The organism is Mycoplasma sp. P36-A1, assembly GCF_049478495.1.
GTDB lineage: Bacteria > Bacillota_I > Bacilli_A > JAJDGJ01 > JAJDGJ01 > P36-A1.
Window position 1 is genome coordinate 1,273,978 of the sequence record NZ_CP168083.1, and the last position, 22,414, is coordinate 1,296,391.

The following is a 22,414-nucleotide window of genomic DNA, read 5'->3' on the forward strand; positions in this document are numbered from 1 at the left end:
ATTTCTCCCTTGTTTTTATTTTTCCTTAACTTTTACATCAACTTGTATTTGCTGTGTATCTAGTAATATATTTTCTATTGTTTTTCCTTCAGTATCAATAATTGCAAGGTTTGATATTGTTGAAAAATCTTTATTTTGACCACTTACATCAATTAAAGCTTCAATTTTTGCTATTGAATCTATTGTATGTTGTGCTGCTTTTATTTCTATTGTTGATTGTGAAAGTTTAATATCATAGTAACTATACTTTTGATCAACTGGCACTTTTATTAGTTCTGGTGTTATGTTAAACTTTTTACTAACTTTATTATATATATCTACTTCATAGGTTGGTTGTGTAAATGTAACATTGATGCCTGAGGCAATTCCTGAATATAAAAGCTCTACTTTTTGATTTGTTCCTGCTTTGTAATTAGACAAATCTGCTATTACCTCTTGTTTGCTTAGAACTTCTGTTTTTCTAATTGCTTCAACATTACCTACTAAAGAAATATCTACTTTATCAGGTAATCCTTCTACTTGATATTTGTTTGTATCATAGATTGCTCGTACGCTTACTCCTGTTAAGTTTTTACCAACATTACTAGCTCCAAAGACATTTATATCTCCAGAATAGTTTATGCTTAAATACAACATTACTGCTAAAAATAATGATAACACCTTTGCTGTAAATGAATTTGTTAATATAAAATCTAATTTTTGGTTTAGAAAAATAAAGGCTTTATTAAATGGTTTCACAACTCGATTGTAGTTAGTATCTAAAAGTTCGCTTGACTGCTTAGCTATTCTTTTAGCTTCCTCTATTCTTTGTGTTCTTCTTACTTCATCTGTTGTTTTTATTGTTTCTGTTTTTTTAGGTCTTTTCTTAGCCATTGCTTACTTCCTGCATTTCTTGTTGGTTTATTGAAGCAGTCAACATGTTTACAAATTCTTTTTTGAAATCACTTGGATCTACAATAGTTGCATTTCCATATTCTACTAATCTTATTCTTCCTGTTTCTTCACTAACTACTATTGTTAATGAATCAGTTATTTCACTTATTCCAATCGCAGCACGATGACGTGCTCCAAAGCTTTGTAAAACTTCAATTGAAGGTGGTGGAAAATATGTTGAAGCACATGCTATTCTATCACCTTGTATTATTACTGCACCATCGTGTAATGGTGTATTTGTTTTAAATATTGTTTTTATTAATTCTTTTGATATTACTCCGTCAATTTTAACACCAGTATCAATAAAATCTTTTAATGATATATCTCTTTCAATTGTTATAATAGCTCCTGTTTTATTAGCTGCTAAATCAATCATTGCACTTGTTATTTCATCAATCATTTCATCTGATAAATGTAATGAAACAAGTGAATGTTTACCAAATCCACTCTTACCAATTTTTTCTAAGAAATTTCTAATCTCTGGTTGAAATATTATGATAAATACTAAAAACCCCCAGTTTATTAAGTTTTGTGTTATTGATTGTAAAGCTGTAAAATGAAAAAACTTTGCTATAAAATCGATAAAGATTACAATTATTGTACCTTTAAATATTCTTAAAGTTTTTACATTGTTTTTTACTATATATAAAATTGCATAGATGATTATTGCAACTATGAAGACATCTAAAAAAGATATTAACATCTGATATATTGGACTTAAGTTATTAAAGTTATCACTAATTATACCCATATCATCACCCTTTCAATTAATTATAACATTTATTATATTATTTCACTATATGTATTGTAACAAAATTATAACAATTCTTTGTTTTAGCTAAAGTATTTATTTAGATATGTTTGTTGTATTTTAAATTTTTTTTTGGTTTTTTTATCTTAATCTTTACTCTTTTAAATTATAAATATTTTGAACTTTGATTATGAAAATACTCAAATATATTATTTAAGATCAGTTATATAGTATTCATTTTTTATCTATTTAATAAAAAATGATATAAAGACAGTTATATTTGTTTGTATATCATTTATTTTTTATATTAGTTTTTATTCAAAGTCGTTTTCAAAATACTTGTCTAAGTCTTGCTTGTTTTCTAAATAAGCTAATGCATTTTCTATTAATTTTGTAGCTTTATCTACTGTTTCTGGCCACATGCTATCAAGTTTTTGGATTGTATTGTGAAATAACATTTCATCATCAATGTCTATTATCATGTTTGAATAATCATATGGTACTGCCTTTATTCCCTTAAATACTATTTTAAAAGCTTCTTTTTTGATACCATTTGGAGAGTATAATAGTTTATTTATTTCATACATTTCTTTTATCGCATCATAACTTATATCTGGATTTACTTCTGGATAGATATATTTTAGAAAACTGTGATAGTAATTATTGTTGTAGTCTACTAAAAGATATCGTTTGAATTTTAATGGGGATATGTTAGTTTTTTTGTATATATAATATCTATCTAATTCTTTTTCAAGTATCATATGTAGATCAAAGTTATAAGCTTCTTTATTAATGACTTTATGAAATGAGCTATCTAAACAAAAATGACTAATAAGCCCTAATAAGTAACTCAATCCTAATTCTGAGTTATTTTCTTTAACATTATCTAAGGCTGTTTTGATAAAATTTAAAGCTGGTGAATGGTGTAGTTTTTGTCCATATGCTCTTATATCATTTTTATATCCTATTGGTTTGTAGTAAAAAAAGATATCTGGTCCTTGTGCTCCTATTTTGTATTCATCAAAATGTTCTATTATCTTTATTTTTGTTTGTTTGTTAAGTTTATCATATACATCTAATGCAAAAAAATAATGTGTTGCTATTGCTGGCATTTTATCCCCTCTTTCTATATTAATTTTATCATAGCTTTCTTTGCTATATATATCATAATACACTAAAAAACACCCATTTTTAAAAATAGGTGTTTTGAAATTAATATATACCTGGAAACAAACGATATTTTGTTGCTTTTTTGTATGTGTTATACTCTTCTTTATAATTTGTTTCTAGATATTGTTCTTCGTTTTTTATTCTAAAATAATAAGTTATCATACTTACTACTATTACAAAGATGATAGCTGGTAGACTTCTAAAAGTCATTGCTAGACCAATCACAGTAATAATACTACCAGCATGACCTGGATTTCTTACTACTGAGTAAATTCCACTACTTATAAATGATTGATCTTTAATTGATGTTCTTCTTGTCTTTTTTATTGAAATGATAGCTACTAAGTGAAAAACGATCCCTATAATCATTATTATTACACCTAGATAAAAAATAAAATGTGGTAAAACCATATTAGCTAATATTTCTGGAACATTACTACTTCTAAAAAATGGCCCGGCAATTAAACAGGCAAACCAACCAAGCATTACTAACCAAATTGTTTGAAATCCTAGTTGTTTATTTGGTTGATAGTAATATCTATCAATTGTGACAAACATTGCAGCAAATTCTACAAAGAAAACCACAACAAATGCATTCATGACAACATTCATCTCTAAAATATTGTCAAATATTAATGGATTAATCATATTAAACCCTCCCTTTGACTATAACTGAAAAATCCTTTTTATTTATATTTCTATTGTAGCATTTACTTATTCTTTTGTCATGGTTATATGTGCAATTTTAACAATTATATAAGTGATTTTTTTACTTTACTTGTTTACTAACTGTTAAAATATAACGATACTTATAGTCTTTAATCACTGTTATAATAAAAAAAAGAAACTATATAGATATTTTCTATATAGTTTCTTTTTGTGTAATTTTTTACTTATCGTTTATTTGTTTTAAGATATTATCTATTTTACGACCTTTTTCCATTGAATCATCAATTTTAAATTGTAATTCTGGGACTTTTCTAATTGTAAGTCTTTTTGATAATAGTGTCTTTATAAAACCTTTTGATTTATTTAAGACTGCAAGTCCAGCTTCATTTCTTGAATCTGCTCCTAAGAAATTAACATAGATTGTTGCTAAAGATAAATCATTAGTAAGATTTACATCTGTAATAGTTACAAATCCTACTTTTGTATCTTTCATTTCTTGTTGTATTATTTGAGAAACTTCTCTTTGAATTATATGGTTAAGTCTATCTACTTTTTTTTCAGCAGCCATTAGTATTTTGCCACCTCTTCCATAATATATCCTTCTAAGATGTCGCCTTCTTTAATATCGTTGAAGTTTTCAATAGTAATTCCACATTCATATCCTGAAGCAACTTCTTTAACTTCATCTTTAAATCTTTTCAATGAAGCTAGTTCTCCATCAAAGACAACTACTCCTTCACGGATTAATCTTACTTTTGAATCTCTTACTATTTTTCCATCTGTTACATAACATCCAGCAATAGTTCCAACTTTACTTACTTTGAAAGTTTGTCTTACTTCAGCTTGTCCAGTTACTTTTTCTACGATATCTGGATCTAACATACCTTTCATTGCATCTTCTAGTTCTTCAACTATTTTATATATTACATTATGTAATCTAATTTGTACGCCTTCTTCTTCAGCTTTGTTTTTCACTGTTGCGATTGGTCTAACATTAAATCCATAAATTATTGATCCTGATGCTTGTGCAAGTAAAACATCTGATTCTGTAATAGCTCCTGCACTTGATCTAACTACATTTATTTTAACACCATCTAAGTCTAATTTAGCAAGTGTTGCTTTGATAGCTTCTGCAGAACCACTAACATCGGCTTTAATTATTACATTGATTTCTTTTACTTCTCCGGCTTGTATTTGTTTAGATAAATCATCTAAAGATAAAGCTGAAGATGCACGTCTTTGATCATCTAACATTTTAGAGTATCTTTTTTCACCAATTGATCTTGCTTGTTTTTCAGTTTCAAAAGCCATAAATTTTTCTCCAGCTTCTGGAACATCATTTAATCCTGTTATTTCTACTGGCATACTTGGACCAGCTTCTTTTACTAGTTTTCCTAAATCATCATACATTTGTCTAACTCTACCAAAAGTATTTCCTACTACTATTGGATCTCCAATTCTTAATGTACCATTTTGAACTAATAAAGTTGAAACTACACCTTTACCTTTATCAAGTTTTGCTTCTATAACTGTTCCATAAGCATATCTATTTGGATTTGCTTTTAATTCAGATAATTCTGCAACAATTAATAATGTTTCAAGTAATTCTTCAATACCGATTCCTGGTTTAGCTGCGATCTCTTTATAGATTACATCTCCACCCCATGCTTCTGGCATTAATCCATATTCTGACATTTCTGACATTACTCTTTCAGGATTTGCTCCTTCTTTGTCCATTTTGTTTACTGCAACTACTATTGGAACTCCAGCAGCTTTAGCATGATCAATCGCTTCAACTGTTTGTGGCATTACGCCATCATCTGCAGCAACAACAATGATTACAATATCAGTTACAGAAGCTCCACGTGCTCTCATTGCAGTGAAAGCCTCGTGACCTGGTGTATCTAAAAATGTTAATTCTTGTCCTTGTACTTCTACTTGATAAGCACCGATGTGTTGGGTAATTCCACCAAATTCACCTTCGATTACTTTTGTTTTTCTTATAGCATCTAATAATGTTGTTTTCCCATGATCTACGTGTCCCATTATTGTAATAATTGGACTTCTTGGTTGTAAATCTTTTTCTTCGTCTACTATTTCATAGTCTTCAAAATCTATTTCACTGCTATCGTGATGTTTTTCAACTTCTATTCCATATTCCATTGCAATTAATTCAACCATTTCATCACTAAGTGATGAGTTTATTGTTGCCATATGTCCTAACATAAATAGTAATTTAATAATATCTGCTGAGTTTTTCTTTAATTTTGCTGCAAGCTCATTTAAAGTTACTCCTTCTTCATAATATACTACTCCTGTTACTTCTTCTTCTTGATGTTTTTCAACATTTGTTGGAATATTAGATTTTAGTTTAGTATCCGCTCTTTTGTGGGTTCTTTTCTTTTTAGCCATATTATTCCTCCTTCATTTTATTTAATATCATTTCTGCAAAGTTTTTATCTGTAATTGCAAGATACATTCTATTATGTTTTCCTACTGCAATAGATAATTGTTGCGAATCAACTAACTCTTTTATTTCAATATTATAAAAGGTAGTTTTATCATGATATTTCTTTTTGGTATTATCACTTGCATCGGTTGCAAGTAATACTAATTTTGCTTGTTTATTTCGTATTGTGGGCAATACTCTATCACCACTTACTACTTTTCCAGCTCTTTGAGCAAGTGATAAAGCATTAAGCCAATTTTTATGATTCATTTAGTATTCTCTCTAACTCATTGTATATTTCTTCAACATTCTCTACTTTAAATTCTCTTTCTAAAACACGTCTTTTCTTTGCAAGTTCTAATGATTCTTTTGTTAATTTAAGATATGCTCCACGACCGTTTTTCTTACCTGTGGTATCTACACTTATATTTTTATCTTTATCAATTACAACTCTAACCATTTCATGTTTTGGAAATTGTTCATTACTTATTAAGCATTTTCTTAATGGAACTCTTCTTTGTTTCATATTTATTCCTCTTAATCGTAATATTTATCGTATTCATCATAGTCTACATCATCGTAGAACTCATCTGATTCTTCTGCTTTTTTCTCTTCTTCTTCTTTTATTGCAGCTAATTCTTCTGCAGTATATATTGGAAGAACAGGTTCTTCTTTTGGTTTTTCTACATCTAAGAATGTAATTTCTTCTTCTTTTTCTTCTTTTTTAGGCATTACTTCTTTTTTAATCTTAACTGGTTTTTTAGTATTAGCTTCTCTAATATCTGCAAGTAGACTATCAATATCTACTACTGGTCCTTCATTTTCATGCTCTGCTTCTTCTACTTCTGCAATTTTAGCTTTTGAATGTGTAGTTGTATCTACTGGTAGTTCTTTAACTTCAAGACCAGCTTCAAGTGCTGCACTTAATGATTTTATATCAATTTTAAATCCTGTTAATCTTACTGCAAGTCTAACATTTTGACCTTTTTTACCAATTGCTAAAGACAATTGATCATCTGGAACAATTACAACTGCACTTTTAGTTTCTTCATCAAAATTAACTGAAAGAACTTTTGATGGTGCTAATGTGTTAGTAATATATATTTCTGGATTTTCATTATATTCAATAATGTCAATTTTTTCTCCATTAACTTCATTAGAAATAGCTTGTACTCTTGCACCTTTTGGACCAATTAATGAACCAACTGGATCAACGTTTTCTACAGTAGAGTAAACCGCAACTTTTGAACGATCTCCTGCTTCTCTAGCGATTGATTTAATGACAACACTACCATCATATACATCTGGTACTTCAGCTTCAAATAGTCTTTTTAAGAAACCAGAATCTGATCTTGAAACAACAACTTGAGCCCCTTTTGCAGATTTATCAACTTCTAAAACATAAACCTTAACTCGGTCTCCAGCTCTAAGTCTTTCACCAGCAATTTGGTTAGTTAATGGTAAAATACCACCAGTTTTTCCTAAATCTATAATTGCAAAATTAGGTTCAACACGATCAATTGTTCCAATAATTATGTCATCTTTTTTATTAACATATTCATTGTAAACCATATCTTTTTCTATTTCTCTAATTTTTTGACGCACTACTTGTTTAGCATGTGTTGCTGCAAGTCTTCCAAAATCTTCAATTTTTATTTCTGTTACAACTGTATCTCCTACTTCATAGTCAGGATTAATTTCTTTTGCTTCTTCTACAAAAATTTCAATTTCTTCATCATCTAAGTTGTCAACTACAACTTTTTTTTCATATATTTTGATATCTCCTAATTTAGGATCTATAACTACTTCTACATTTGCATCTGTATCATAGTTTTTTTTGTAAGCTTTTTCTAATGCTTCCTTTAATGCTTCTACTACTACTTCTTTGTCAATACCCTTTTCTTTCTCAAGGATTTCAACAGCTTTAATAAAATCTTTTGCTTTCATTTCTACACATTACCCTTTCTAAAACTTTATTGCAATTCTAGCTTTCTTTACATTATCATAATCAATTTCAATTTTCTTTTTAGCAGTTTTAACTAAATATTCTATTACTAATTGATCATTTTCAAATGATTTTAAATATCCTTCTACAAAGTCTAATCCTGAAGTAGGATTGTTGAATTCTATTCTAACATATTGTTCTACTGCACCTTGTAGTTTATCTTTAGTATTCAATGGTCTTTCCGCACCAGGAGAAGACACCTCTAACACGTATTCTTGTTCAATTGGATCTTTTTCATCTAATATCTCTGAAATAATTGTAGTAGCATCTACTATACTTGTTAAGTCGATGCCTCCATCTTTATCAAGATAAATTCTTAAAAACCATTCATTATTCTCTTGAATAAATTCAACATCATAAATTTCTAAGCCTTGTTCTTGTACTGCTGAAGTAATCAACTCTTTGATTTTGTTTACCATTAACTCACCTTCCTTATGTAGCTTAAGTAATAATAAAGAGAGGTTTTCACCTCTCAACTAGTTATTTCTTACTATTATTATACACTTTTTTTTACATAAAATCAACTATATTAATAACACTGAAAAACCAGTTATTACTTTTATTATATGTTGCATTTAGTGGTTTAAATAGCTTATTTTTTAATGATTTACTTAATATTTTTTATACTATTTCTACACTTTTGCTAAGTCTAACATCTGTTTATCTTATTTTTAATTATAATACTGTCCATTATTTAGTTATAAGAAATGCATAGTACATTAAAACTGCACTAAATGTAAGTATTAAATAAAATGCTATTGGTACACTACTAAAAAATGCTTTATATAATTTTTTATTTATCTTTATAGACTTATAAATAGCTACTGGTGTGAAATTTATAAATATTACTCTAAGTTTTGCATTGTTTTTAAATATTACAAAAATTAAGGCTAATAACAAAAGTGATATTCCTATAGATATTAATGCCTGATTAATTATAGTATTAGTACTAAGTTCACCATATTTACCCATGAATTTAGCATAGGTTAAATCACTTGGAAAGTTAATAGCTAGATGCATTAAGCATGGAAAAATAATTGATCTAGTACATATATAAAGCATTCCAAATAAAACACTTGATATAAATGCATAGACTACTCCAACTGCGTGTGCCATTGCAAATATAATGCTAATACTAATTATAGCAAACATTACATCATATTTAGCTAAACTTTTTACCATGAAGTTTCTAAATATTATTTCTTCAAAAATTGAAGAAAAGAATATTATTAATAAAAAAGTAGACCAACTCATTGTTTTATAACTAATACTGGTAAGATTTTCAGGATTTAATGTTGGTGTTGTAATTAATAAAAACAGTGCATTTAGATCAATAAAAATTGTAGCTATTAAGTATGCTGTGACTGTTAAAATAGTCTTCTCTACAATCGATAATTTTTTTTGCCATTTAAAGCTAGCTAGTTTAACTTTCTTTTTTTTACGTACTTGAATCAAAGTAAAATAACAAATTACAACTATATACGCAAAAATATTGCTTGTCCTCAACCATAAAGGAAAGAACTCTATACCATTAACGGCTATTAATAAAAAATAAAGAATTAATGAGCCTAATCCAATATATAATGATTGGTTTTGTATTTCATCTATTATGTTCAATTCATTTGCCTTTTCTACAGTATCTATTTTATTCACACTAAATATTCCTAGCATTTTATAGCTAACTTACTACCTGCTAATTAAATGCCTTTTCCTTTCATAATTAATTTTGATTTATCTAAAAATACAGACATATTTATCTTTAATTATTCTTGTTTTACTTATTAGTTTTGTTTGAACAATTGAATAGCTTCTTGCTATTTTTTACAATTATATATTTTTAATTATGCCTCCTTTATTTCATCATGTTTAAATGCAAAGCTATCTTTATTGTTAATTGTTTATTACAAAAACCATTACTTACTATTAAAACTAATAATTAATACATTATTAAATCACAATATTTATATGTCTATTATTTGTGATATACCAGTTTATAACATCATCTTTTTTTTAATATATATAGAATTTAAAAACAAGTCAATAACAATTTAATAATGTAACTTAATCAGTACATGATTCTACTTATTGTTACTGATATTACGTTTAAACTGTAAAGCTATGCAATCTATATTAATAATGTATTCTATTATTAGTAATAACTTTTCTTTATTTAATTAGTCATATGATAACAAAATACAAGTTTTAATTCCTAAATATTTTCTTAATTTATTCTTACATTTTTGTAACTATTGTCATAAAATATATAGAATTAACTTTAATATTTTAATTAATACTTATCAAAAAAATCTAAGGAGTCTTTTATTTAAAAGATTACTTAGATTTTTATGTTAATATGACTTTTTCTTAAATTATAAAACTGTTTATTTTTATTTACCATATATAGTATTATGGTTAATTACTTTTTGTCTTTTAATGTATTTTTCTACTCTAAATGAAGCTACATTTAATGCTAAACCAAAATAAATGCAATAACTAATAAAATAAAGAAAATGTGCAAATAATAGAATAGTTATGAATGGACCAAATATTTGTGATGCCACTCCTTGTTTATTCAATATTAGTGATGAAAATGTTACTAATATAAAAATGCTCAGTGAACTCAGTAATGCACCAGGCCAAATTGCTTGATGTGGCAGTCTTAAACCACTTGTAAGTTTAAATATTATATATAATACAATGAACATTATAGGAATAATTGCAATATAACTATATGATATTAAGATATCTAGTCTTAGAAATCTTAATACTTCTGGAAGAAATCCTATTACTATCATTGCTATCAACATTGATATTAATAAAAATAGTACAACTAATATAGATGCTATTAGATTATATATGCCAGATTTTTTATTAAATTCAAAGAAATTATTTGTTGCTGTTATTATACTTCTAATAGAACCTGATGCCATATAGATTGAGTAGCCTACTAAAAAGAAGGTTAAAAAAATACTAGTTGTTGAAAAATTGTTTTGAACATTTTCTATTATTTCGTTTACATATGGAATGCTACTATTAGTATTGTTTAATATCTTTACGACTCCTTGTGCATTTACAAAATATTTTATTGCAATAATAGCAAAGGCAAAAACTATTGGTATAAAAGATACTATGAATGAATAGGCTAGTGATGCTGGTATCCAACCATTTTCATTATTTCTAATGATCTTTACTAGTTCTAAAAAAACTCTTTTCAATTTATCGATAATATCACTCCTTAATTTATGTTAATATTAACATTTTTATCAATAATTCACTATATTGATACTCATTATCTTAATTATTTATTTAAATTTGTCTTAATAATTTAAAAAAGAATATAATACAAAATTATAATTTGTATTATATTCTAATATTGTTATATCAATAATTAATTATTTAAATTACTACTTATCTTTTTATCTGTATTATTTAAATTTTAATTATGTTATTTTTGTTCTCCTGCTAATTTTTGATTTTTCACAAACATTTCATCTAGTTTACCTGAATCTTTTAATTCGGTAATAATTTTATTTATTTCTGTTTGAAGTGCTGCATCATCTTTTTTCATACCAACTGATGCACCATCTTGTAGTAGTTTATCATCTATTCCTTCTATTTTTACATATTCTAAATCTGGGTTTTGTGCAACAATACTTTTTGCCACTACTTCTGCTATAAATAACACATCTGATTGATTTGAAAGAACTGATGAAATTGTATCAGTTACACCCGGTAGTTCAGTTACTTTAGCACCAGCTATACTTTGAGCTGCTGTTGCTTGTGTTGTAGATGTTTGAGCTACTATTGTTTTTCCTTTAAGATTTTCTGCTTTAGCATAGTCATTAACTACATCTTTTTTAGCAACTGCTACTGTTTTAGAGTTATAATAATTATCTGAAAAATCGATACTTTTCTTTCTTTCATCTGTTGCAATTAACCCAGCCATTATTATATCAAATTTATTAGTTAACAATGATGGTACTAATGCATCAAAATCAATATCAACCCATTCAATTTTTACATCTAATTTTTTTGCTATTTCTTTTGCTAAGTCTACATCATAACCTGCTAGTTCTTTTTTTCCATCATTAGTTATATAAAATTCATATGGTGGATATCCTGAGTTGGTACCTATTTTTATAACTCCTGCTTTTTTGATTGCTTCTAATGATCCTGTATCTGTTGTTTTACTTGTTGAACAACCTGTTAATAGTAAGACAAATACTGCTGCTAGTACACTTAATTTTTTTATATTTATTTTTTTCATGGTAATTTACCTCTTTCATTTGTTTTTTAGATAAAGAAAATCGCTACTCTTTAAGAATAGCGATTTTATATTTTTGTTTTTATTATATGGTCTTATTACCGTATTGAAAAAACGCAATCACTATTCAAGTATGAGTGTGTGTTGCGGATGCGGCTAAATGTAGTTGTGATATTCATAATGTTTATATTTGAGTATTTCATGGGATTAGCCACCTTTCATTTAAGTTAATATTTGAGTTAGATTTATAATATTTTATCTAGGAATTCTTTAGCTCTATCTGTTTGTGGATTTTCAAAGAATTCTACTGGTTTAGTATCTTCTACTATTTTTCCACCTTCTAGAAATAATAGTCTTGTTCCTACTTCTTTTGCAAAGTTCATTTCATGAGTTACAATTATCATTGTTTTATGTCCTGCTAATGATTTTATTACTTCTAATACTTCTCTTACCATTTCAGGATCTAATGCACTTGTTGGTTCATCAAATAACATTACATCTGGATTCATTGCTAAAGCTCTTGCTATTGCAACCCTTTGCTTTTGTCCACCAGATAAACTTGCAGGAAATGCTTCTGCTTTTTCTGTTAGTCCAACACTTGCAAGTAATTCCATTGCTGTTTTATCGGCAACTTCTTTTGACTCTTTTTTTAAAAGCATTGGAGCAAGGGTAATATTTTCCATTACAGTTTTATGAGGAAATAAATTAAACTGTTGAAACACCATTCCTATATTTTCTCTTGCTTTGTTAATATCTGTATTTTTAGCTTCTAAATTAATTCCATCAACAATTACTTCTCCACCATCAATTGTTTCTAATGAATTAATACATCTTAAAAATGTTGATTTACCACCACCTGATGGTCCGATAACAACTACTACTTCTTTGTCTTTTATATTTGTAGTTATATCATCTAATACTATATTGTCACCAAATTTTTTTGTTAAGTTGTTTATATTAATCATTTTGTAATTTCCTTTCCCAAATGCTTACTAATTTAGTTAATGAGAATACTACAATAAAGTAGATTATTGCAGCTACAAATAGTGGCGCAAATGGATTGTAAGTAATATTTCTAAGTTGGTTTGCATAGAACATTAAATCTTTAGCTCCTACTATTGAAATAATTGCTGATTCTTTAATTACTGTTGTAAATTCATTTCCTAATGCTGGTAAGATATTTTTAATTGCTTGTGGTACTATAATTTTTGCTAATGTTTGTTTATAATTTAATCCTAATGATCTTGCAGCTTCAAATTGTCCTTTATCAACAGACATAATACCTGCTCTGAATATTTCTGCTACATATGCTCCTGAGTTAAGTCCTACTGCTACTATACCAGCTAGTAGACCTGACATTTGAATACTAATATTAAAATCTTGAGCAATAAATGGTGTTACATAATAAATTAAATAAAGTTGAATAAGTAATGGTGTACTTCTAATAAAGTTAATATAAACTGTACATAATCCTCTTACAAATTTGTTTCCTATAATTTTTCCTATTGCTAGTAACATCCCTATAACAATACCGATAAGTACTCCTATAAAGGCTACTAAAATTGTGAATCCTGTTCCTGATATAAATCCTCCAACAATAGATGGATTTTTCAGAAATGAGAAATCTAACATTATACTAATATTACTTAAATACACAATGACTCCCACACTTTCTTTTTTATTTTATTAGCTTACTTTATTATTTTCTGCTAATTTTTGATTCTTAATAAACATTTTATCTAATTCACCAGAATCTTTTAAGTTTTTGATAATTTTGTTTAGTTCTGTTTTTAAATCATCATTACCTTTTTTAATTCCAATTGCTGCTCCATCTTTAAGTAGTTTTTCATCTACACCTTCAATTTTAGCATATGCTAAATTACTGTTTTGAGCTACTATGTTTTTTGCACTAACTTCTGCTATGAATAAAGCATCTGATTGATTAGATAAGATATTTGCAATTGTATCTGTTACTGATGGTAATTGATTAACTGTTGCACCTTCTACAGCACTAGCTGCATCTACTTGTGTAGTACCACTTTGAACAACAATTTTTTTACCTTTTAAGTTTGCTGCAGTTTTTACTTCATCAATTTTATCTTTTGGTGCAACTACTACAGTTTCAGAATCATAATAATCATCTGAGAAATCAATGCTTTTTTGTCTTTCTTCAGTATTTACCATACCAGCTAAAACAATATCAAATTTGTCTGTCATTAATGATGGTACTAAAGCATCAAAGTCTGTGTCAACCCATTCAACTTTAACACCTAATTCTTTTGCTACTGCATTTGCTATGTCTACATCATAACCAGCAAGTTCTTTTTTACCATCTTCTGTTAAATAAAATTCATAAGGTGGATAACCAGAATTAGTTCCAATTTTAATTACTCCTGCTTCTTTAATTTTTGCTACTTTATCTGTTGTTGTAGTGCTAGAAGAACAACCTGTTACAAATAAAGTTAGTAATGCAAATACCATTGCTAGTTTTGTGAAATTCATCTTTTTCATAATCAATACCTCTTTCTTTTTTTATTAAATTCAGTTTTTTAAACAAAAAAATCGCTATTCTAGATTGAATAGCGATTTATAGTTTAAGTCTTATTTTCTACACTTTTTTATCTTCGTGCACAAAAGACGCAATCTCTATTCGTTATTGAATATCTATTGCGGCGGCGGCGGATTACTGTATTAATTTTAACTGTTGTATTATTAATCATTTCATTCACCATACCTTTCTTTTTGTTTAAGATTGATGTTATTCTATCATTAAAGAATATTAATGTCTACTACTTTTGTTATTTTTTCTTTGATTTGTGTTCTTTTTACAGTTTTATTTCATTATTTTATTGAATTTATCGCTATTTTAACTCACTTATAATTATAGCTAAAATAAACAGAAATTATTTAGATTATGCTTTTGTTTTTATTCTAACTATTATTGTTATTATATTAGTTGTTTTTTATTATTATTTTAGATCTACTCAAATGAGTAATATCATTGTGACTACACTTTTTTACATAATTCAAGGTAGCAAAATAGCTACCTTGTTGTTTTTATTTCTTCTATTAATCTTTTTAGATTTTAACTGTATATCTTTTTAATATTTTCAAATAAATAATTGCAAATATTACTCCTAATGCTGAACCTACTAAGACATCGCTAAAATAATGTACTCCAACATATACTCTTGAAAGTGAAATCATAGTTGCTAATATATATAATGGTATTTTGTATTTAGGAAAGTAATAACTAAGTATTGTTGCCATTAAAAATGAACTTAATGAATGTCCTGATGGCATAGAACTACCATGTGGTGGCATAATTAGTGGTACAAACTTTTCATATTGGATAAAAGGTCTTTTTCTTTCAATGATTGTTTTTAGTCCATACTCATTGAATAGTGAAAGTACTATAGGAATTATATTTAAGTAAATAATACTTTTTACATTTAGTTTCTTAGTTTTAATTAAGAGTACTAATGTTATGATTATCCAGATAAGCATTAGATTTCCTGAATAAGTAATTATTTTAAAAATTGGATCACTGAAAGCATTATGCATTCCATAGATCCAATTCGTTATTTGATAATCCATACTATTTTTTATCCCTTAAATATATTATAAACTCAGTACCTTTATTAACTTCTGAAGATACTTCTATTGTTCCACCTAAAGATTCAACAATCTCTTTTACAATACTAAGTCCTAATCCACTACCACCAGTTTCTCTTGAACGTGATTTATCAACACGATAAAATCTATTGAAGATATTTTTAATGTCTTCAAATTCAATACCAATACCTGTGTCTTTAACACTAAATCTCAATAAATCATTTTCTTCTTGAGCACTTACTGTAATAAGTCCTTCATCAGTATATTTATAGGCATTTTCAATTAAATTAATTAGTATTTGTCTAACTAATTCTTGATCTTGTCTTATAGGTTTATTCAGCTCATTATTTAATTCGATATTTATATTTTTTGGTTCTTGATTATCAACATGATAATTTTGGTAGAATAATTTTATATCTTTAAACATATCTTCTAATGAGAAAGTAGTATAAATTGGTAATCTTTCATTATTAGAAGTTAAGTCTGCAATTATTCCCTTTAATCTAGAATTTTCTTTGGCAATTACATTTATAAAATCCATTTGTTTTTGCTTGTCAGTTACTTTACCATCTAGTAACAATTCACATATACCTTGTATTGCTGCAATTGGTGTTTTTAGTTCATGTGATGCATTTTGTAAAAAGCTTTGTTGCAGTTCTTGTGATTCTTTTATATATGTTATGTTAGTAAAGTTAATAAACGCTCCGTTTAGAATTGCTGATTTAAATTTAGAAATAGAAACAAAGAAAAAATTTTCGTTAACTTTTATTTCTGTTTCCATATGTATGCTATTTGATTTTGTAAAAACACTTATAAAATCAAAATCAGCAGGTAAACAATCAAAATCATCGATGCCTAGTTCTGTTAATGCTGCTGCATTGTAAGATTGAACTATTCCATTAACATCGACTATCATAGTTGGTTGTGAGTTACTTTCAAGTAGTACTTCAAATAGATTATTATAAGTTTTTCTATTTTCTTCACTGCGTTTTTTAACCTCATAATTGAACTTAATGCGGCGACCATAGGTAACTATGAATATCGCCGCAACTATAAGTACTATATTTATTAGAAATAATGAAGGCCTAACGCTACTTGCTAACGAATATATAACCTACACCTCTTTTACTTTCTATTTCATCTAATATATCTAATTTCTTTTTAATTGAGTGAATATAAACATCGATAACACGGTTTTCACTCTCATAATTATAAGACCAGATATGTTGCATGATTTGCTCACGACTTACTACCTTATTCTTATTTTCTACTAAGTATATGAATAAATCATATTCTAATTTAGTTAACTCAACTAAGCTACCATCTAAATACACATCTCTTTTTGGATAGTCAACACTTAATCTAGGAGTAACTTGAACTATTTGTTCTGTTTCATCAGTGTTTTCAACATCTCTTAAAAGTCCTCTTATACGAGCACTTAATTCTCTTGGAGAAAATGGTTTTGTTACATAGTCATTAGCACCTGCTTCTAACCCTTTAACAATATCCATTTCATCCGAGCGGGCAGTTAATAAAATAATACGTATTTTTTTATTAAACTCTCTAACCTTTTGGATAATTTCTACACCTGATAAGCTTGGTAACATCCAGTCCACAATTGCTAAATCATATTGATTTTGTTTAATCATTTCTAAACCTTGTGCTCCATCATCTGCTAGATCAACTTCGTGATTTTGTTGTTCTAAATCATATTCTAAAATTGTCTGTAAAGATTGTTCATCTTCGATTACTATAATTTTTGCCATTACATCCACGTCTCCTTTAACAATAGTTTACACAAATTAATATCATTATTATTATATCATTATTTAAGATAATAATCTAATAATGAATGATAACAAAACTACTATTTGTTTCTATATTTATTTATTATACATTAAAACTAAGTCAATTCAAAAAATATGCGATAATTAAGTACTTTTTTTTGTATTTTACTATTTATTATCAAAATAATATAAATAATCTATCAATTTTGCGATAACTCATTATATATGATAAAATAAATATACTATAAAATTTAGAAAAATTAGTATTAGGAGGAATAAAATGGAAAAAAAATTATATAAGACAGCTTATGATAAAATGATTTCAGGTGTATGTAATGGATTATCAGAATATTTTGGAGTAGATGTTAGTTTGATTAGAATTGCTTTTGCTTTAGCTGGAATAATAAGCTTTGGTGCAGCTATAATCTTTTATATTGCTTTAGTTATTATTTTACCAACTAAAAATTATCGTTAAGCGCTTAAGGCGCTTTTTTATTTGCATAACCTTTTAATTTATCTTTTTGTACATATCTATTCATTAATTTTATTATTAATCTTATAAATACGAAATATATGTATATTTCATATTTTTATTTTAAAAATAGTTTAGAATATAATTAAATATACTAAAAGGAGAGATAGTCATGGAAGAAAATAAAAATGTAGAAGTAGATGTAGTTGAAGAAGTTATTGAAAATGGTAAAGTTAAAATAAATGAATCACATCAAAATGCTGTCTTTATTGATGATGGAAAAGATGATGTAATTGTTACAGGAATTGAACCTGAGATTGATGGAATTTCACATGAATCGGTTTTATCTAATTCAGCAAGTGAAGACAATGTTAATGCTTTTGATGATGATGAATGTCATCGTAATGTAACTTCAGCTACTGGTGTTACTGAAGAAGGACTTGGTGTTATTAAGGATGTTTTAAACTCTTTTAGAAAAGACCATAAAAAATAATAAAGTGTCGAATAAAAACAAAGAAGACTATCTCAAGCAGTTAAGAATTTTGCTTGATGATACTAATATTCAAAATAAGTCACAAATTATTTTTAAAACTGAAAATGATATTAATAGTTTTTGTCCTGATGATTGTACTTATGATTTTATCGTTTCTAAAATTGGATCTTGTGAAACGATTATTAGTAATTATTTAAAAACTAATATTGATTATAACAATAAACAAAAGTTTGATCAGAGTTTTTTTGATAATACTAAAGATAAGAAGCCTACTACTAATTCTAAGCAATTTAGTGAAGGTCTTAATTCAAATCTATTAAATAGTAATAATAGTATTCTAAAGCTAATAATTATTATCTTAGCTTTTATTGTTCTAGTAAGAGCTGTTTCTAATAGTTATATAATTAGAAGTTTTATAACTAAATATGAATTCGGTACTATTATTAATGGACATGTATCGATCTTAGAAGTACTAAGTAATCTAAGTTTGGTTGTTATCTTTATAACATTTTTAGTAATTTTATATTTAATTGTCAAAAAAAAATAAAAAAAAGAACAGCTATAATGATATGATACCTCTAAAGTGGACAGTGTAAAAAAACAAATTACACTAAATATTTTGGAGGTGTTTTATTATGGGAAGAAAAGCTAAATTCAGTTTTGAGATAAAGATGAAAACTGTATTAGACATAGTTGGTGGGGTCGAATCAGTTAGTAATGCTGCGTATAGATTAACTGTAAATGAATCCACTATAAGAAGATGGTTAAATAAATATATAAGCAATGGTGAACAAGCATTGATAACCAATAAATTTAATAAGTCTTATTCAACTGATTTGAAAAATTATGCAATTAATGATTATATTAATGGATTAGGTTCTTTAAATGATATCATCGGTAAATATAATATAAGCTCAATCAGTATTTTACAATCTTGGATTAATAAGTATAATAATCATATAGAAACAAAGGCTCATAAGCCTTTAGAAAGTAATGGTGTCTATATGAAAGACAATAATAAATATACTTATGATCAAAAGTTAGCTATTGCAAAATATTGTATTGAAAATAGCTTAAATTATATCGATACTGCTAGTAAGTATAAAACTAGTTATTCTAACGTTTACAATTGGACTAGAAAATATTTAAAGGATGGAGTTGATGGTTTAAAAGATAATCGTGGTCGCAAGAAAGATGATAGTGAATTAGATGAAATTGAACTACTTCAGCGTGATAATTCAAGACTAAAAAGAGAATTGGAATTGAAAGAACTAGAGAATAAAATTCTAAAAAAGCTAGAAGAGAAAGAAAGGAGCGTGTTACTTTCACGCCGAAAAATGAAATAGAATATGAATTAGTAAAGGCATTTTATAGTGAAGGAATTAGTATTAAATTTACTTGTAAAATATTAAAACTAAATAGAAGTAGTTATTACAAATGGTTAAAAAGATCAGAATCAAAGCAAGATATAGAAAATATAGAAATCTATAAGTTTATTAAGCAAAAACAAGAGGAATATAAATATATATTTGGTTATAGAATAATGTGTGCAATGGTTAATAGAGAATTTTGCGCAAATTATAATCCTAAAAGAATATATCGTATTATGAAAATATCAAACCTTCAGGCAAAAATTAGAAAGAGCTCTAAACCAAAATATATTAGAAGTACTCCTGAAGTAGTTGCACAAAATATTATGAACAGAGATTTTAGCACTAATTTACCAAATGAAAAATGGTGTTGTGATGTTACTGAGTTTAAAATATCATCAACAGGATTAAAACTATATTTGGCAGCTATTATAGATTTGTTTGATAATACAATAGTTGGATATCAAATATCCGAAAGAAACGATAATATATTAGTATTCGATGCATATAGAGAAGCAATAAATAATAACCCTAATTCTAAAGCTATGTTTCATAGCGATAGAGGTTATCAGTTCACATCAAAAGCATTTAAAAGAATGTTGGAAGATCAAAACATGGTACAAAGTATGTCACGAGTTGGAAGGTGTATAGATAATGGTCCAATCGAGAAATTCTGGGCAATACTAAAAACTGAAATGGTAGATTACAATAAAGCAAATAGTATATCTGAGTTAAAAGATTATATTATTGAACACATATACTTCTATAATAATATAAGATTACAACCTAGATTTAACTATAAAACACCAATAGAAGTTAGAAATGAAGCTTTAGATCAGATTAAAAATAATTTAGTGGTTGTAACTTATCCAATCGTTCCAAATCCTAAAGTGGTTAAATACTGGGAAAATATAGATAGAAAAAACAATATAACTCAAACAACTTGTGTTTAAGCTATATTGCAATGTTAAGAATTTAATTATTTACACTGTCTACTTGACGGGTGTCAGTTCACAAAAAGCTGTTTCTTTTTTCGCTTGTAAACAAGCAGTTTAAAATAATTAAAAATGAGAACGTCTTAGACTATGGGAATAATATATTAAAGTAAAGAAATTGAGGGAAACTTTACTTTAGATTTGATATCTAAGACACTTATATTCTATAACATATTTGGACATCTTGCAATAAAACTGTTATTTATTTAATGATTTTAACTCATTTTTAACAAAATCGCCGTTTTCTCGCACTAATTCATCATCAAAATAGATTTTTCCTCCACCATGTTCTGGTGTTTGAATACAAACTAAATCCCAATGAATTGCTGAGTTATTTCCATTATTAGCATCTTCATATGCTTGGCCTGGTGTTAAATGAAAACTTCCATAGATTTTTTCATCAAATAAAATATCACCTACTGGTTTATTTATTTTAGGATTTAATCCTAAAGCAAACTCTCCAAAATAACGTGCTCCTTCATCTGTATTAAATACACTTTCAATTTTATCATTATTTGTTTCACTAGTTGCTTTAATTATTTTTCCATCCTTAACTTCTAAATAAACATTTTTAAACTCTACCCCACTTGCTGATGTAATGGTATTGTATTGTACATGTCCATTCACTGAATCTTTTACTGGAGCTGTAAACACTTCACCATCTGGAACATTATTGCTACCAGCGCATATAACACTGTTTATTCCTTTTATTGAAAAAGTCAAATTAGTAGTATCACTTTCAATTCTTACTTTATCTGTTTTATCCATCAATTCTTTTAATGGTTTTGCATTTTCATACATTTTTGGATAATCTACTAGCATTACATCATAGAAGAAGTCTTGGTATTCATCAAAGCCCATTTTAGCATTGTTAGCAAACATATTAGTTGGGTAGTTAAGTAGTACCCACTTTCTTTCATTTACTCTTATATGTTGTGCTTCTTTATTTGCTAAAGCATTTTTTTGAATTATTTCTTGAGGAACTTTATTCATCTCATACTCATTACTCTTTCCTCTTATTAGGATATATGCATCCATATCTTTTGTTTTTTGCATTTCCCATTTAGCTAATGTATTAATTCTTTTTTCACTAGCATGTTGCATTTGTAATGAAGCAACTTCTTCATCAATGAATTCTGCAACTGGTATTCCACCTTTGTTATATATTTCTTTTATAAGTTCTTTAACTAATGGCTTTGATTCAAAATCATATGCCATGATTCTCACTATTTCATCAGGTTGTATGCTAACTGAATATTCTACTAACATTTTAGCAACTTTATTTATTCTTTCATCTCTCATATATATCACCTATTCCATTTCTTTTTAATACTTAGATTATTAATCTTCTAAATATAAGATAACACATTATTATATTTAAAGCTATACTCAAAATATATTCATTATAATCTATGTTTTGTATAAAAAAAAGAATTCAATG

At 27.0% G+C, this 22,414-nt stretch carries 25 protein-coding genes; 5 read left to right on the forward strand and 20 right to left on the reverse strand.

Annotated features, from left to right (window positions below; all coding sequences use genetic code 4):
* Positions 1 to 15 precede the first annotated feature (15 nt).
* From ACD762_RS06140 to ACD762_RS06230, 19 genes are all read right to left on the reverse strand, one after another.
* A complete protein-coding gene (locus tag ACD762_RS06140) occupies positions 16 to 873 on the reverse strand; it encodes a CdaR family protein (protein ID WP_423363109.1) in 858 nt (285 codons plus the stop codon).
* Positions 866 to 1,684 (reverse strand): diadenylate cyclase CdaA, encoded by an 819-nt coding sequence (gene cdaA, locus ACD762_RS06145; RefSeq protein WP_423363110.1) that lies wholly within the window; start codon positions 1,682 to 1,684, stop codon positions 866 to 868. The genes ACD762_RS06140 and cdaA overlap by 8 nt, the downstream gene beginning before the upstream one ends.
* Before the next feature lie 314 nt (positions 1,685 to 1,998).
* Positions 1,999 to 2,796, reverse strand: a complete 798-nt coding sequence (locus tag ACD762_RS06150) for a zinc dependent phospholipase C family protein (protein ID WP_423363111.1) — start codon at positions 2,794 to 2,796, stop codon at positions 1,999 to 2,001.
* A 100-nt stretch (positions 2,797 to 2,896) separates the two neighbouring features.
* Positions 2,897 to 3,502, reverse strand: coding sequence for a methyltransferase family protein (locus ACD762_RS06155; protein WP_423363112.1), 606 nt, complete (start codon positions 3,500 to 3,502; stop codon positions 2,897 to 2,899).
* A 241-nt stretch (positions 3,503 to 3,743) separates the two neighbouring features.
* Positions 3,744 to 4,091, reverse strand: a complete 348-nt coding sequence (gene rbfA / locus ACD762_RS06160; RefSeq protein WP_423363113.1) for a 30S ribosome-binding factor RbfA — start codon at positions 4,089 to 4,091, stop codon at positions 3,744 to 3,746.
* Positions 4,091 to 5,935 (reverse strand): translation initiation factor IF-2, encoded by a 1,845-nt coding sequence (gene infB / locus ACD762_RS06165; RefSeq protein WP_423363114.1) that lies wholly within the window; start codon positions 5,933 to 5,935, stop codon positions 4,091 to 4,093. Before infB ends, rbfA begins: the two co-directional genes overlap by 1 nt.
* Before the next feature lies 1 nt (position 5,936).
* The gene (locus tag ACD762_RS06170; protein WP_423363115.1) at positions 5,937 to 6,242 is read right to left on the reverse strand and encodes a L7Ae/L30e/S12e/Gadd45 family ribosomal protein; all 306 of its coding nucleotides are present in this window, start codon (positions 6,240 to 6,242) and stop codon (positions 5,937 to 5,939) included.
* A complete protein-coding gene (rnpM, locus tag ACD762_RS06175; RefSeq protein ID WP_423363116.1) occupies positions 6,232 to 6,498 on the reverse strand; it encodes an RNase P modulator RnpM in 267 nt (88 codons plus the stop codon). The genes ACD762_RS06170 and rnpM overlap by 11 nt, the downstream gene beginning before the upstream one ends.
* Positions 6,499 to 6,509: 11 nt before the next feature.
* Entirely contained in the window at positions 6,510 to 7,919 is a 1,410-nt protein-coding gene (gene nusA, locus ACD762_RS06180; protein ID WP_423363117.1) for a transcription termination factor NusA, read from the reverse strand.
* An 18-nt stretch (positions 7,920 to 7,937) separates the two neighbouring features.
* On the reverse strand, positions 7,938 to 8,396 hold the full coding sequence (rimP, locus tag ACD762_RS06185; protein WP_423363118.1) for a ribosome maturation factor RimP: 459 nt from the start codon (positions 8,394 to 8,396) through the stop codon (positions 7,938 to 7,940).
* A 271-nt stretch (positions 8,397 to 8,667) separates the two neighbouring features.
* Entirely contained in the window at positions 8,668 to 9,630 is a 963-nt protein-coding gene (locus ACD762_RS06190) for a type II CAAX prenyl endopeptidase Rce1 family protein (RefSeq protein ID WP_423363119.1), read from the reverse strand.
* A gap of 734 nt (positions 9,631 to 10,364) precedes the next feature.
* Complete coding sequence (locus ACD762_RS06195; RefSeq protein WP_423363120.1) at positions 10,365 to 11,192, reverse strand: YhjD/YihY/BrkB family envelope integrity protein; 828 nt, start codon at positions 11,190 to 11,192, stop codon at positions 10,365 to 10,367.
* 230 nt (positions 11,193 to 11,422) lie between these two features.
* Positions 11,423 to 12,244, reverse strand: coding sequence for an ABC transporter substrate-binding protein (locus ACD762_RS06200; protein WP_423363122.1), 822 nt, complete (start codon positions 12,242 to 12,244; stop codon positions 11,423 to 11,425).
* A 242-nt stretch (positions 12,245 to 12,486) separates the two neighbouring features.
* Positions 12,487 to 13,206 carry an amino acid ABC transporter ATP-binding protein gene (locus ACD762_RS06205; RefSeq protein ID WP_423363123.1) on the reverse strand — a complete coding sequence of 240 codons (720 nt, stop codon included), beginning with the start codon at positions 13,204 to 13,206 and terminating at the stop codon, positions 12,487 to 12,489.
* Complete coding sequence (locus ACD762_RS06210; protein ID WP_423363124.1) at positions 13,199 to 13,873, reverse strand: amino acid ABC transporter permease; 675 nt, start codon at positions 13,871 to 13,873, stop codon at positions 13,199 to 13,201. Before ACD762_RS06210 ends, ACD762_RS06205 begins: the two co-directional genes overlap by 8 nt.
* 54 nt (positions 13,874 to 13,927) lie before the next feature.
* Entirely contained in the window at positions 13,928 to 14,752 is an 825-nt protein-coding gene (locus ACD762_RS06215; RefSeq protein ID WP_423363125.1) for an ABC transporter substrate-binding protein, read from the reverse strand.
* Positions 14,753 to 15,319: 567 nt separating this feature from the next.
* A complete protein-coding gene (locus ACD762_RS06220; protein WP_423363126.1) occupies positions 15,320 to 15,838 on the reverse strand; it encodes a phosphatase PAP2 family protein in 519 nt (172 codons plus the stop codon).
* 1 nt (position 15,839) lies between these two features.
* Positions 15,840 to 16,772, reverse strand: a complete 933-nt coding sequence (locus ACD762_RS06225; protein ID WP_423363127.1) for a sensor histidine kinase — start codon at positions 16,770 to 16,772, stop codon at positions 15,840 to 15,842.
* Positions 16,773 to 16,947: 175 nt separating this feature from the next.
* Positions 16,948 to 17,622 carry a response regulator transcription factor gene (locus tag ACD762_RS06230; protein ID WP_423363128.1) on the reverse strand — a complete coding sequence of 225 codons (675 nt, stop codon included), beginning with the start codon at positions 17,620 to 17,622 and terminating at the stop codon, positions 16,948 to 16,950.
* Between the two features lie 301 nt (positions 17,623 to 17,923).
* On the opposite strand from ACD762_RS06230, the gene ACD762_RS06235 reads away from it, so the two are divergent.
* The 5 genes from ACD762_RS06235 to ACD762_RS06255 all read left to right on the forward strand — a co-directional run bounded on the left by ACD762_RS06235 (position 17,924) and on the right by ACD762_RS06255 (position 20,931).
* Entirely contained in the window at positions 17,924 to 18,118 is a 195-nt protein-coding gene (locus ACD762_RS06235; RefSeq protein WP_423363129.1) for a PspC domain-containing protein, read from the forward strand.
* Positions 18,119 to 18,287: 169 nt separating this feature from the next.
* Entirely contained in the window at positions 18,288 to 18,608 is a 321-nt protein-coding gene (locus ACD762_RS06240) for a hypothetical protein (protein WP_423363130.1), read from the forward strand.
* Between the two features lie 4 nt (positions 18,609 to 18,612).
* Positions 18,613 to 19,155: a hypothetical protein gene (locus ACD762_RS06245; RefSeq protein WP_423363131.1), complete on the forward strand. Its 543-nt coding sequence runs from the start codon at positions 18,613 to 18,615 to the stop codon at positions 19,153 to 19,155.
* A gap of 88 nt (positions 19,156 to 19,243) precedes the next feature.
* Positions 19,244 to 19,954: a helix-turn-helix domain-containing protein gene (locus ACD762_RS06250; protein ID WP_423363043.1), complete on the forward strand. Its 711-nt coding sequence runs from the start codon at positions 19,244 to 19,246 to the stop codon at positions 19,952 to 19,954.
* Between the two features lie 35 nt (positions 19,955 to 19,989).
* Positions 19,990 to 20,931, forward strand: a complete 942-nt coding sequence (locus tag ACD762_RS06255) for an IS3 family transposase (protein ID WP_423364702.1) — start codon at positions 19,990 to 19,992, stop codon at positions 20,929 to 20,931.
* Between the two features lie 240 nt (positions 20,932 to 21,171).
* On the opposite strand, the gene ACD762_RS06260 is transcribed toward ACD762_RS06255, so the two are convergent.
* Positions 21,172 to 22,275, reverse strand: a complete 1,104-nt coding sequence (locus tag ACD762_RS06260; protein ID WP_423363132.1) for an aminopeptidase — start codon at positions 22,273 to 22,275, stop codon at positions 21,172 to 21,174.
* Positions 22,276 to 22,414 lie beyond the last annotated feature (139 nt).